The 12,603-nt window shown below is 64.8% G+C and carries 12 protein-coding genes; 5 read left to right on the top strand and 7 right to left on the bottom strand.

The window, feature by feature from the left end:
- Positions 1–47: 47 nt before the first annotated feature.
- Genes NF681_00260 through NF681_00250 form a run of 3 tightly spaced genes read left to right on the top strand, consistent with a single transcriptional unit; the run spans position 48 to position 3,915 of the window.
- Entirely contained in the window at positions 48–923 is an 876-nt protein-coding gene (locus tag NF681_00260; GenBank protein UST52453.1) for an NAD(P)-dependent oxidoreductase, read from the top strand.
- A gap of 39 nt (positions 924–962) precedes the next feature.
- Positions 963–2,492, top strand: a complete 1,530-nt coding sequence (locus NF681_00255; protein UST52452.1) for an aldehyde dehydrogenase family protein — start codon at positions 963–965, stop codon at positions 2,490–2,492.
- Between the two features lie 55 nt (positions 2,493–2,547).
- Positions 2,548–3,915: a DUF3100 domain-containing protein gene (locus NF681_00250; GenBank protein UST52451.1), complete on the top strand. Its 1,368-nt coding sequence runs from the start codon at positions 2,548–2,550 to the stop codon at positions 3,913–3,915.
- 295 nt (positions 3,916–4,210) lie between these two features.
- Here the strand turns inward: NF681_00250 and alr are convergent, their stop codons facing one another.
- Together alr and NF681_00240 are read right to left on the bottom strand one after the other, a co-directional pair.
- Positions 4,211–5,329, bottom strand: coding sequence for an alanine racemase (gene alr, locus NF681_00245; GenBank protein UST52450.1), 1,119 nt, complete (start codon positions 5,327–5,329; stop codon positions 4,211–4,213).
- The gene (locus NF681_00240; GenBank protein ID UST52449.1) at positions 5,326–6,621 is read right to left on the bottom strand and encodes a D-amino acid dehydrogenase; all 1,296 of its coding nucleotides are present in this window, start codon (positions 6,619–6,621) and stop codon (positions 5,326–5,328) included. Before NF681_00240 ends, alr begins: the two co-directional genes overlap by 4 nt.
- Before the next feature lie 128 nt (positions 6,622–6,749).
- Here NF681_00240 and NF681_00235 point away from each other — a divergent pair, with 128 nt between their 5' ends.
- A complete protein-coding gene (locus tag NF681_00235) occupies positions 6,750–7,217 on the top strand; it encodes an Lrp/AsnC ligand binding domain-containing protein (GenBank protein UST52448.1) in 468 nt (155 codons plus the stop codon).
- Positions 7,218–7,589: 372 nt separating this feature from the next.
- Complete coding sequence (locus NF681_00230) at positions 7,590–8,111, top strand: LysR family transcriptional regulator substrate-binding protein (GenBank protein UST52611.1); 522 nt, start codon at positions 7,590–7,592, stop codon at positions 8,109–8,111.
- 62 nt (positions 8,112–8,173) lie between these two features.
- Here NF681_00230 and NF681_00225 read toward each other — a convergent pair whose 3' ends face one another.
- The 5 genes from NF681_00225 to NF681_00205 all read right to left on the bottom strand — a co-directional run bounded on the left by NF681_00225 (position 8,174) and on the right by NF681_00205 (position 12,545).
- Positions 8,174–9,391, bottom strand: a complete 1,218-nt coding sequence (locus NF681_00225; protein UST52447.1) for an EAL domain-containing protein — start codon at positions 9,389–9,391, stop codon at positions 8,174–8,176.
- Between the two features lie 113 nt (positions 9,392–9,504).
- Complete coding sequence (locus NF681_00220) at positions 9,505–10,581, bottom strand: chemotaxis response regulator protein-glutamate methylesterase (GenBank protein UST52446.1); 1,077 nt, start codon at positions 10,579–10,581, stop codon at positions 9,505–9,507.
- Between the two features lie 7 nt (positions 10,582–10,588).
- Positions 10,589–11,197, bottom strand: coding sequence for a chemoreceptor glutamine deamidase CheD (gene cheD, locus NF681_00215; protein ID UST52445.1), 609 nt, complete (start codon positions 11,195–11,197; stop codon positions 10,589–10,591).
- On the bottom strand, positions 11,194–12,132 hold the full coding sequence (locus NF681_00210) for a chemotaxis protein CheR (GenBank protein ID UST52444.1): 939 nt from the start codon (positions 12,130–12,132) through the stop codon (positions 11,194–11,196). The genes cheD and NF681_00210 overlap by 4 nt, the downstream gene beginning before the upstream one ends.
- Positions 12,129–12,545 carry a chemotaxis protein CheW gene (locus tag NF681_00205; GenBank protein UST52610.1) on the bottom strand — a complete coding sequence of 139 codons (417 nt, stop codon included), beginning with the start codon at positions 12,543–12,545 and terminating at the stop codon, positions 12,129–12,131. The genes NF681_00210 and NF681_00205 overlap by 4 nt, the downstream gene beginning before the upstream one ends.
- Positions 12,546–12,603: the final 58 nt, after the last annotated feature.

Genomic DNA, 12,603 nt, shown 5'->3' with positions numbered 1-12,603 from the left:
CTCACGCTGACAAAGCGTCGGAGATTTCTTACTTTTAAGGAGACGAGATGAAAACCATTGGTGTGATCGGCCTGGGCAACATGGGTCGTGGGATGGCACTTTCGTTACAGCGCGGCGGCTTCGCGGTCGTGGGCACCGATGCGTCGGCCACGACCCGGGCAGCGCTGGCCAGTGAAGGCATCACGGTCGTTGAATCGGTCGGAGAGGTCGTGGCCCGGGCCGATGCGATCGTCCTGTCACTGCCCACGGCGGCCATCGTGACGCAAGTCGTCGCGGGTCCCGATGGTCTGCTGAGCCATTCCAAGGCGGGCGTGCTGGTCATTGAGACCTCGACGTCCCACCCGGAGACGACCCGTCAACTCGCCGGCCAGCTCGCCGCCGTTGGCATGTCGCTGATCGACGCGCCCGTCAGCGGCGGTCCGAAGGGCGCCATCACCGGCACGATGACGATGGTCATCGGTGGCGCGGAAGGTGACGTCGCTCGCGCGGAACCGGTGCTGGCTGCCATGAGTGCCAAACGCGTCCACGTGGGCGAGGTCGGCGCCGGCCACGTGGCCAAGATCGCCAACAACCTGCTGTGCGCCGCTCACCTGGCGATCGCTGGCGAAGTCACGCGCATGGCCGAGAAGGCCGGCGTGCCGACCGACCGGTTACTCGGCGGCATCAATGCCGGCTCGGGCCGCAGCTTCGTCACCGAGTTCAATTTCCCGACCTGGGTCGACAGCGGCAAATTCGACTCGGGCTTCACGATGAAGCTCATGCGCAAGGACGTGCGCCTGTCGCAGGAATTGATCGGCGCGCTCGACCTCGACCTGCCGCTGTCGCGCAAGGTCGCCGAACTGTGGGCGGAGAGCGCCGCATCGATCGCCGACGACGAGGATTTCAACCGCATCGTCGAGCTCGGCACCCGGCCGGCGATCTGAAGACGTCTCAACCTGTTCCCCATCGCATTCAGACACATCATGAAGAACTCGCAGACCGAACGACTCCTCGCCGCCTTCGCCGCCTTCTTTCCCGACGCCCAAGTCATTGGCTCTTATATCGGCGGTGAACTCGTCACCGGCGTCGGGGAACCCGTCAGGTTGTTCAATCCGGCCACAGGGGACCTGTTCGTTGAATACCCCGATGCCGGCGCGGACCTGGTGGCCAAGGCCGCCGCAGCGGCGGTGGCAGGCCAGCAGGCCTGGGCCGCGCTCAGTCATGCCGCGCGGGGCCGTGTCATGCAGGACGTGGCGCGCGCGGTGCGCGCACAGGTCGAGCCACTGGCGCAACTCGAATCGCTCTCGGCCGGCAAACCCATCCGGGACTGCCGAGGCGAGGTCGCCAAAGTGGCGGAGATGCTGGAGTACTACGCCGGCTGGACCGACAAGTTCCACGGCGAGGTCATCCCCGTGCCCACCGGTCACCTGAACTACACGCGCCGCGAGGCTTGCGGCGTGGTGCTGATCATCACGCCGTGGAACGCCCCGGTCTTCACCTGCGGCTGGAACGTGGCACCCGCCATCGCCATGGGCAACGCGGTGCTCCTCAAGCCGTCCGAACTGACCGCCCTGAGCTCGCTGGCCTTCGCCGCCATCGCCGAGAAGGCCGGCCTGCCCCGGGGCGTGATCAACGTCCTCAGCGGCTTTGGCCATACCACCGGACAGGCCGCCATCGCCCACAGGGCCGTCAAGAAAGTGATCTTCATCGGCTCGCCGGCGACCGGTGGCAAGATCGCTGCGGCTTCGGCGGCCCGTGGCGTTCCCTGCTTGCTGGAGCTCGGCGGTAAGTCGGCCAACATCGTGTTCGAGGATGCCGACCTGGTGCGTGCCTCCATCGGCGCGCAGTCCGCCATCTTCGCGGCGGCCGGACAAAGCTGCGTCGCCGGCTCCCGCCTGCTGGTCCAGCGCAGCATCTACGACCGTTTCGTCGCCATGGTGGCCGACGGCGCGCGTCGCCTACGCACCGGCGACCCGCAGTCGCAAGACACCGAAGTGGGTCCCATCCAGAACGCCAAGCAGTACGGCCATGTGCTGCACATGATCAAGCTGGGCGTGCAGGAAGGTGCGGAAGTCGTCGAAGGTTCCGACGGCCACCCTGGACAAGAAGGTTATTTCGTGCGGCCCACGGTGCTCAAGCACGCGACCAACGGCATGCGGGTGGCGCGTGAAGAGATCTTCGGACCGGTCGTGGTGGCGATCCCGTTCGACACCGAGGAGGAAGCCATCGCGATCGCCAACGACAGCGACTTCGGCCTGGCGGGCGCCGTCTGGACCCAGGACGTCGCTCGCGCTCATCGGATCGCCGCCCAGGTCAAGGCCGGCACCTTCTGGATCAACACCTACAAGGTGATCAACGTGGCCTCGCCGTTCGGCGGGTCAGACGCCAGCGGCTACGGCCGCTCCAGTGGCATCGAGGCGCTGCACGAGTACACGCAGGTCAAGAGCATCTGGGTGGAGACCTCCGCCTCGCCAGCCGTCGCGTTCGGCTACGCCCCCGGTATCGGCAACTGAACTCCACCCAGTCGCTCCCGTCTTCCCTCTTCCTGCATCACAGACAAGGCACCTCATGACTTCCGCATCATTGGCCGACCATCCCGCGGCTCCTTCCCCGAGCGGCCTGTTGCGACAGGTCGACGTGCGACACATCGGGCTCGTCGTGGGCATCGTGGCGGTGATCGCGCTGGGGGCCGAGTACGTCGGCAACGCCACCTTCTCCATCGGCGTCACCAAGGTCACGCTGTTCCCGTTCCTGTGGGCGCTGCTCGCCTGCGTGGCGATCAGCATCGCCATGAAGCGGACCGACCGCACGGGGATCGACTACCTGAAGCCGCAAACCCTGGCCTCAGACTTCGTGCAGATCGGCATCATGCTGTTCATCGCCAAGCTCGGCTTCGTCGTCGGCGCCAACCTGCCCAAGGTCATCGCGGCCGGCCCCGTCCTGCTGCTGCAGGAAGCCGGCAACTTCCTGGGGACGATCGTCCTGGCGCTGCCCGTGGCCCTGCTGCTGGGCATCAAGCGCGAGGCCATCGGCGCGACGTTCTCGGTCGGACGCGAGCCCGGGGTCGCCCTGATCGCCGAGCGCTACGGCATGAATTCGGCCGAAGGCCGGGGCGTGCTGGCGGAGTACGTCACGGGCTCGGTGATCGGCGCCGCCTTCATGGCCTTCTTCGCGAGCATGGTCGCGCACTCGGGCTACTTCACGCCCTCTGCCCTCGGCATGGCCGCCGGCATCGGCTCGGGCAGCATGACGGCGGCCGCCGTCGGCGCGATCTCGGTGCAGTTTCCCGCTGACAAGGACACCATCGCCGCGCTGGCCGCCGCCAGCAACCTGATCACCACCGTCATGGGCACCTACATGCTGGTCGTGTTCTCGCTGCCGGTCTCCAACTGGCTTTACGCCCGGCTCGAACCCATCCTGGGCCGCAATCGCAAAGCCATCGTCGCGCAGCACGACGAGAAGATGCGCGCGGCGATGGGCGACATGCACAGCCAAGCACAGCTGCCGACCTGGGCGATCGTGTCGGTGATCGTCCTGACCTCGGTCATCGCGCTGGTTGGCAATCAGATCGCCACCAAGGTGTCGCTGTCGGAAGGCCTGCCGGGCATGGCGCTGCTGGTCGTCTGCGTGCTCGTCGGACTGGCGCTGGCCAGGATCACCCGCCGGGTCGGGATTCCCTCGATCGTCTGGGTGTCGCTCGTCGGCGTGGTCCTGAGCGTTTCCTACTCCCCGTTCTCTGCAGTCGTCAACCCGCACGTCGCCAAGATCGGCCTGCTGCCGCTCGTCACGCCCGTGCTGGCCTATGCCGGCCTGTCGCTCGCCAAGGACCTGCCGATCCTCCGGGCGCTCGGCTGGCGGATCGTGGTGGTGTCGCTGCTGGCCAACGCCGGTGCTTTCCTCGCAGGTGCCGCAATTGCGAAGGCTTTCGGCGCCTGAAGCCGAAACGCAATCATGGAACCGCTTTCAGCCACTACGGTCGACGCCATGGTGGCACGGCGGAATGATCTGCACGCCCACCCTGAACTGGATTTCCCGAACGCCGGGCTTCAGACCTGGCGGCGCGACAGTTCAAAACGATGGGCCGATCAGTGGATCGCGGTCTGGCTCGAACCGGCGTGGTGGGAACAGGCTGTCAGGCCTCGAGCAAGCAAGAACCACGTCGAACGTCGGGTCATCGACCTCATGAGCGTCGGCCACGACAAGACGCAGCTTCTGACCGTGCAGACTTGGCTCAAGGACATCGATCGCGACCTCGCGAAATTTCAGGCCTTGCATCGGCACCTTCATAGACGCGCGGCACGCGCTTCACGTTGCAAAGCAGTTCATAGGCAATCGTCCCGGCGCCGGCGGCCACTTGGTTCACATCGACGGTTTTTCCCCACAGCTCGACCTTGCTGCCGATGCCGGCGTCAGGCAAGTCCGTCAGGTCCACCGTCAGCATGTCCATCGACACACGCCCGATCAACCGCGCAGTTTGCCCACCGATGGCGACGGGCGTACCGGCCGGTGCGGTACGGGGATAGCCGTCTGCGTAGCCGAGCGCGACCAAGCCGACACGGGTGACGCGCTCAGCGACGAAGCTGCCGCCATAGCCGAGTGGCGCGCCGGGCGGAAGCAGCCGTTCAGCGAAGACCTGGCTTTGCAGCGTCATCACGGGCAGCAGTGGTGTCTGCCGATGAGCCAAGGGAAGCGGATCGGCACCGTACAGCATGATGCCGGCGCGGCCCCAACTGCGCCGGGCATCGGTCCAAGCCATGATGCCGGCCGAGTTGGCCAGACTGACGGGCGCGTCCAGTCCCTCGCAGGCCACATGGAATGACGCCAGCTGCGCGACGGTGGTCGGCATGTCCGGTTCGTCCGCGCGCGCGAAATGGCTCATGAGCACCACGTGGCTCACCGACCGGCACGCCTTCAGACGCTCGAAGCCCTCGGCCATCTCCGCAGGCACCAGACCCGCGCGGCCCATGCCAGAGTCCATCTTGAGCCAGACCCCCAACGCGCCGGCGAGGTCCGAAGCACCTTCCAGCATGCGCAGCTGTGATTTCTGATGGACGACGACCCACAGCCGATGCAACGAAGCGGCTTTGAGTTCGGCTTCGTCAAAAACGCCCTCGAGCAGCAGGATCGGGGCGGTGATCCCGGCGTCTCGCAACTCCATGGCTTCCGAGAGGAAGGCCACGGCGAAACCATCGGCCAGACCCACGAGCGCCTGGGCACAGCGCACTGCGCCGTGCCCATAGGCATTGGCCTTGAGCACCGCGAGCACGTTTCCTCCATGCAGCGCACGCGCGGCCGCATGGTTGTGGCGAAGCGCATCGAGGTCGATGCGGGCCACGCTGGGCCGGCTCATGCCACCACGGCGCTGGGCGCCGATTGGCTGCGGCGTGCTGACCCGTTGTACCGCTCCAGGCCCAGCCCGTTCGTGTTGATCTCGGGCTGATGGCCCGTGACGAGGTCGGCCACGACGCGGCCAGAGCCGCAGGCCATGGTCCAGCCCAGCGTGCCGTGACCGGTGTTGAGGAACAGGTTGGCGTAGCGGGTCGGCCCGACGATCGGCGTGCCATCGGGCGTCATGGGACGCAGGCCGGTCCAGAACGAGGCGCGCCGCAGGTCACCGCCCGGAAACAGGTCGCTGACCACCATTTCCAGCGTGGCGCGGCGCGCGGGGTTCAGGCGCATGTCGAAGCCGCCCAGCTCGGCCATGCCGCCCACGCGGATGCGGTTGTCAAAGCGCGTGATCGCGATCTTGTAGGTCTCGTCGAGCACGGTGGATCGAGGCGCACGCTCGGCGTCCACCAGCGGAATGCTCAGCGAATAGCCTTTGACCGGGTAGACCGGAAGCTGGAGGTTCAGGGGCCGCAGCATGTCGCGCGAGAAGCTGCCCAGCGCCATCACATACGAATCGGCCTGCAGCAGCTGCCCGCCAACGCGGATGCCCTGCACACGACCGGCTTGTGCCTCCACACGCTCGATGTCTTGGCCAAAGAGGAATTTCGCGCCCAGGTCACGGGCCAGACGTGACAGCTCGGTGGTGAACAAATGGCAATCACCCGTCTCGTCGCCCGGCAGGCGCAGCCCGCCGGTCAGCCGGTCCTGCGCATAGACCAGCGCGGGCTCGGCCTGGGAGAGCGACGCACGGTCGAGCAGTTCGTAGGCCACGCCGCATTCCTTGAGCACGTCGATGTCGCGCTGCACCGCGTCGATCTGGGCCTGGGTGCGAAAAAGCTGCAGCGTGCCGCCAGTGCGCTGCTCGTACTGGATGCCGGTATCGGCACGCAAGGCACGAAGGCAGTCGCGGCTGTACTCGGCAACCCGCATCATGCGTTCCTTGTTCACCGCGTAGCGTTCCTGGGTGCAGTTGCGCAACATCTGAGCGATCCACTGCAGCTGCCACAGGCTGCCGTCAGAACGCACCGCCAGCGGCGCGTGCTTCTGGAACATCCACTTGAGCGCCTTCAGCGGAATGCCCGGTGCGGCCCATGGCGTCGAGTAGCCCGGGGACACCTGACCGGCATTGGCGAAGCTCGTTTCCAGGGCCGGGCCGGCCTGGCGGTCAATGACGGTGACATCCGCGCCGGCCTTGGCGAGGTAGTACGCGGTGGCCGTGCCGACGACGCCGCTGCCTGCAACGATGACTTTCATGGAATACTCGATGGTTGACAGTAGATGTACTAAGTTTATTAATCCATCAGAAGGTGATTTCACTTATCTAGAGCCGCCAATAAGTGAAAGTCACTTTTTTTAGTATCGGTTTTCGGGTTTGACAAAGAATGTTCCACGCTGACCGTATTGATCTCGCCATCCTCGATGTGCTGCAGCGCCACGGACGCGTCTCCATGACGGAACTTGCGGACACAGTGGGCCTGTCGGCATCGCCCTGCACGGAGCGGGTGCGGCGGATGGAACGCGAAGGTGTCATCGAGGGCTACCACGCGCGCCTGTCGCCCGAGGCGCTTGGCAGGACCTTGCTGGTCTTCGTGGAGATCAAGCTCTCGGCGAAGTCGGAGGACGTCTTCGACAAGGTGAAGAGGGAGTTGTCGCAGATGCCGGAGGTGATGGAAGCCCACTTGGTGTCCGGCGACTTCGACTACCTCATCAAGTGCCGGCTGCGCGGCATGAGCGAGTACCGCCACCTGCTGGGCAGCATCCTGAAGAAGCTGCCGACCGCGGCGGAGTCCCGCAGCGTCGTCGTCATGGAAGAGGTCAAGGAAACACTCGATCTGCCGCTGGATCGGTAATGACCGTGGCAAGCCCAAGTAGCGCTTTCCGAACTTTTTCAAAACACGAGGCCATTGCCGGCGCCTTGTTACAGCACCTTCATAGACACTAACAAGCTCAACTCTTTTGTTGATAACTCACATAATCAACAGTAGATATATTTTCAGCTTATCAAGCGCCTAGAGCGGGTCCAACGTGAGGCTGCTAGGCTTTGACCTCACCCACATGACGTACTCAATTTCGGCAGACCGAGTCATCACCTGTGAAGAGTTCTCAGAGCTGCTGGTTTCCGTTGGTTGGGGTGAGACGCTGAGGACACAGCTTTTCTGCGCTCGCACAACGCCTACCTGCTGCCTCAGGCGCTGAAGATCCTGGCGACCCAGCATCCGGAGATCGACGTACAGGTCGCGGTGATGACAAGCGAAGAAGCACTGGTGCGGCTGGTCTCCGGCAGCCTGGACATCGGCATCGTCGCGCTGCCGCAGATGACCTTGCGCGAGCAGCACGTGCAGGCCTGGCGCCAGTCGCCGGTGCTGGCTTTCATCCCGACCGACCGGAAGCCACCTCGGCACGTGACGCCCGCTTGGCTGGCCGCCTGGCCCCTGATCGCCAACGACCGCGGCACCCGGCTCTTGAGTCAGACCGCTGAATGGTCTGCCGAAGGTGGCGAGCAGCCACAGGTGCGTATCGAACTGAACTACAACGACGCAATGAAAAGCCTTGTGGCGGCTGGCTATGGCGCGGCGCTGCTACCCCACGAAGGCGGTGCGCCGCAGCCCGATCCTCGCATCACCACACGGCCACTGAAACCGGCGCTGTCGAGAGCGCTGGGCATCGCCCGGCGAACCCAACTGGAAGACGATGCGACGAAAGTAACGCTTCAAATCTTGGTAGATATGGCACAGGAAATATAAAAATAATCAGACTGGCGGCTGTGTCGCTCCACAGTTGTCTTTGAGCACAGAGTGTTTTTTAGTCAAACCCCATTGAGCATGCTGGTTGCTGCCATGGCGAACAGGGTACTGAGCCGGCCTTTGCCGATGCCACAACGAGCGAGTGTTTGGCTGGACTCTACGGATGCAAACCCCTCCATGATCGCCGCGATGCGCAGCAGGTCGCCCAGATCGCCCTCCGAGCGCAAGATGGCCAATTGGATGCACGCGCTGGTGCCGATCTGCTCGAGCAACTGCGCGCAAGGCTGGCGGGTGACGACGTGCATCAGCGAGAAAACGCCAGTTTGAAAAGCCATGTCGGCAAAGACCTCGTCGTCCGGCCTTACCTCGTCGGCCATCAGCTCCATGAAGCGCGCCCGCGTGTGCACCAGCTGCAGCAACGGGTTGTTTTCCAATTGCTGCTGGCCATCGACAGCAAACAGCAGCAGTTGGGCCAGCCGTCCGAGCTGGCGCGTGCCCACGCGCGCGATGGCTTCGCACACGGTGAGGTCCGCTCGCCCGGCCGAACCGGCCGAGCCGGCGAACTTCATCAACTGTGCGAGCAGTACCGGATTGCGTTTCACCTCCGAGCGCATGTCCTCCAGGCTCGGCTCCCCAGCCAACACGCTGTTGAGCTTGAGCAGCGCGGTGTGCGACGCGCTGACCCGGACTTGGTGAAGCATCTCAGGACGAGCGAAGAAATAGCCTTGGAAGAGGTCCGCGCCCAGATCACGGATGTGCCGATGCTCTTCCTGGGTCTCGACCTTCTCGGCCAGGACCAAGCAACCCGCTGCATGGGCCCTGGCGATCAGGCCTGGGAGGTCGGATTTGGTCGTGGCACGCACGTCGATCTTGACGATGTCCACCAAGTCAAGCACCTGTTTCGGAATGCGCTGCTCGGTGATCACGTCGTCCAAGGCGATCTGGAAGCCCGCCTGCCGCAGCCGCACGCACGCAGCCTCGACCTCGGCATCGATAACGACATCCTCCAGGATCTCCAGCGTGAAGCGCTCGGCCTCGAGCAGCAACAGGCTGTCCGAACCGAACGAGGCGCGCCCGATGTTGACGAACCCTCGGTGCGCGCCGAGTGTGCTGGCCAGGCCGAACTCCACGACCGCGTTGAGGATCACCTGCGCGGTAGCAGCGTGATCGTCCACGATGACCGCCGCGTTGTTGGTGTCGCTTCTGAACAGGAGTTCATAGGCGACCAGCGCGCCAGTTCGGTCCACGATGGGCTGGCGTCCCAGCAGTACGTTCAGCATCTTGCGCACCTCACGCGCGTGCCGGCGCAGCGTACAGACTCAGTGTTTGTGCCAGCCACGTTCTTCGTATTCATGTTCTGGTCGGATTGCATGTTTAGGCTTTGAAGCACGACCTATGACCGTCCATGACGCGATGCGTGCCAGCGGGCACAGACACGGTCGGCCATCGACGGCAGTGGCACCACTTCGTCAACGCCGCCTGCGGCGATGGCCTCGCGCGGCATGCCGAAGACAACGCAGGTCTGCTCGTCCTGCGCAAAGGTCATGGCACCGGCTTGGCGCATGGCCAGCATGCCTGCCGCGCCGTCCTTGCCCATGCCCGTGAGGATGATCCCGATGGCCGCGGCGCCGGCCACGTGCGCCGCCGAGTGGAAGAGCACGTCGACCGACGGCCGATGGCGGTTCACGGGTTCGGCTTTCGACAGCCGGGTGATCCAACCATTGCCGCGCCGTTGGACAAGCAAGTGCGAGTGGCCGGGCGCGATGAAGACCTGGCCCGGCCGGGCGGTCTGGCCGTCCTCGGCCTCGCACACGGAAAAGTGCGTCATGCTGTCCAGGCGCTGCGCGAACGAGCGCGTAAAGTTCTCGGGCATGTGCTGCGCAATCATGATGGGCGGTGCATCTGCGGGCATGCGCGAGAGCAACTCACGGACCGCTTCGGTGCCACCGGTGGACGAGCCCACAAAGATGATCCGGTCGCCGCACGGCCCGAAGGCGAGCCGGGTTGGCGCCGTCGGAGCACCGGTGACGGCACCAACCGTGGCGACCGATGTGGCACGCCGAGGCATGCGCGCCGAGGCGGCCGTGCGCAGCTTCGTGCAGATGTCTTCGGCATAGGCCTGCAGACCGTCGGCCAAGCCGAACTTGGGTTTGCAGATGAAGTCGACAGCACCCAGTTCGAGCGCCTGCAGGGTCATGTCGCTGCCCTTGGCCGTGAGCGTGGACACCATCACCACCGGCATCGGGCGCGCCGCCATCAGCCGGCGCAGGAAATCGATGCCGTTCATCAGCGGCATCTCCACGTCCAGGGTCATCACGTCGGCCTCGACCGTGCGCATCAGGTCGCGCGCCATCATCGGGTGGGCCGCGGTGGCCACCACCATCATGTCGCTCTGGGCGTTGACGATGGCTGACAGAACTTGCCGAATCAGCGCCGAGTCGTCGACGATCAGCACACGGATCTTCTTCATGGGCACCTCATCCGAAGAGTTCGACCTCGCCGGCCACCGGTGCCTGCGAGAACTCGGCCTTGTAGCGTTGCTCGTGCCGCACGATCTGCTGCGATCCCGCGTCCACCAGCCGCTTCATGCGCACAACGCCGTTGCGCGGGAAATAAGCTACCTTGCGTGGGCAGGTGTCCTCCAGGTCGCTGGCCATGACCGGGATCTTCTCGGTGCGGAGGAAGTCGAGCACGAAGTCCGCATTGCGTTGGCCGATGTTGAGCTGGTGCATGCCAGCAATCACATTGGCGCCGCCGAAGACCTTGGCCTGCAGGCGATGACGTTGAGCGCCGAGCTTGATGAGCTGGTTGATCAGCACCTCCATGGCGTAACTGCCGTAGCGTGCGGAATCGCCTTCAGCGTCGCGACTGCTGGTTGTGTCGGGCAGCAGGAAATGGTTCATGCCGCCGATGCCGCTGTCGGGGTCGCGCAGGCACGCAGCCACGCACGACCCGAGCACGGTGACGATCACCATGTCATCCCGCGTCACGTGGTACTCACCGGGCAGGATGCGCGCGGCCTTGCTTTGGAACGTGGTATCGAAGTACACCTTCGTGCTGGGCGCCTGGACGAGCTGACGGTTCATGCGGCCACCTTCGAGCGTGACACCCGTGGCGGTAGGGCCTGGCGCGGCTTGGGCGTACCCGCTGGCGCGCGCTCATAGACTGTGTGCGACCTCAGGCGCACCAAGTCGGAGGCAAACAGCAGACTCTCGGAATGCCCGGCGAAGAACAGGCCATCGCTCTCCAGCAGCTGCACGAGCTTGGTCAGCACAGCGTACTGCGTGGGCTTGTCGAAATAGATCATCACGTTGCGGCAGAAGATCGCGTCGAACGGTTTCAGGCTCAGCCATTCGTCGGTCAGCAAGTTCAACGGCTTGAAGCGCATCAGCGCCGCGAGTTCGGGCCGGATGCGCACCTTGCCGACCTGCGCGCCCGAGCCGCGCTGGAAAAAGCGCTTAACCTGGGCGACAGGCAACTCGGCCACACGCTTGTCGTCGTACACCCCGGCCTGGGCGATGGCCAGCACCTTGGTGTCGATGTCGGTGGCCAGGATGCGCACCGGCGGCGACAGGGTGTCGAAGGCCTCGGCAAGCGCCATGGCGATCGAATAGGGCTCCTCGCCCGTGGAAGCGGCGCAGGTCCACACGCGTAGCGGCCGGTCCCGCGCGAGTGCCTTGAGGTGCTGCGTGAGGATGGGGAAATGGTGCGCTTCGCGAAAGAACGACGTGAGGTTGGTGGTCAGGGCGTTGGTGAAGTGCTCCCACTCGGCCTCGTTGCCCGGCGTCTCCAGGTGCCTCAGGTAAGCCTCGACGCTCGACAGGTTGGTTGCCCTCAGGCGGCGCGACAACCGGCTGTAGACCATCTCCTCCTTGGTGTCGGCGATGGCGATGCCCGCGTGAGCATGGATGAGGGCTTGCACGCGGCGGAAATCGCCGGTTTTAAAGACGAAGTCGCGCTGTCCGGCTCGACCCCCCTCGCTGGCAGCGTCGACCTCGTGCGCATGGTCCGACCGGTTCATGGCGAGTCGATGTCCGCAAGGAGTGCCTGGACGTCCAGGAGGATGAGCATGCGATCCTCCAAGGTGGCAAGCCCGACGATGCAGCTCTGATCAATCGCTGCCAAGGCCGGGCCGGGCTGGATCTGCTCGCTGGTAAGGCCTACGACATCGGAGACGCCGTCCACCACCATGCCCACCACACGCGCGCCCACGTTGACGATGATGACCACGGTGAAGTCATCGTAGTTGGCCTGGGCAAGCTCGAAGCGGATGCGCATGTCGATGATCGGCACGATGTTGCCGCGCAGGTTGATCACGCCCTTGACCGAGCGCGGCGCGTTGGCGATGCGGGTGACGGCCTCGTAGCCGCGGATCTCCTGGACCTTGAGGATGTCGATGGCGTAGTGCTCCGCGCCAAGCCGGAAGGTCAGCATGCCGGTCTGGGAGAGGGCCGCAACGCGCGTCGGGGAGGCGGTGGTGGTCAGGGCGTGG

Source organism: Comamonadaceae bacterium OTU4NAUVB1, assembly GCA_024372625.1.
Classification (GTDB): domain Bacteria; phylum Pseudomonadota; class Gammaproteobacteria; order Burkholderiales; family Burkholderiaceae_C; genus Variovorax.
The sequence above is the reverse complement of the archived record's forward strand: the minus strand, read 5'-3'. Positions and strand labels throughout refer to the sequence as shown.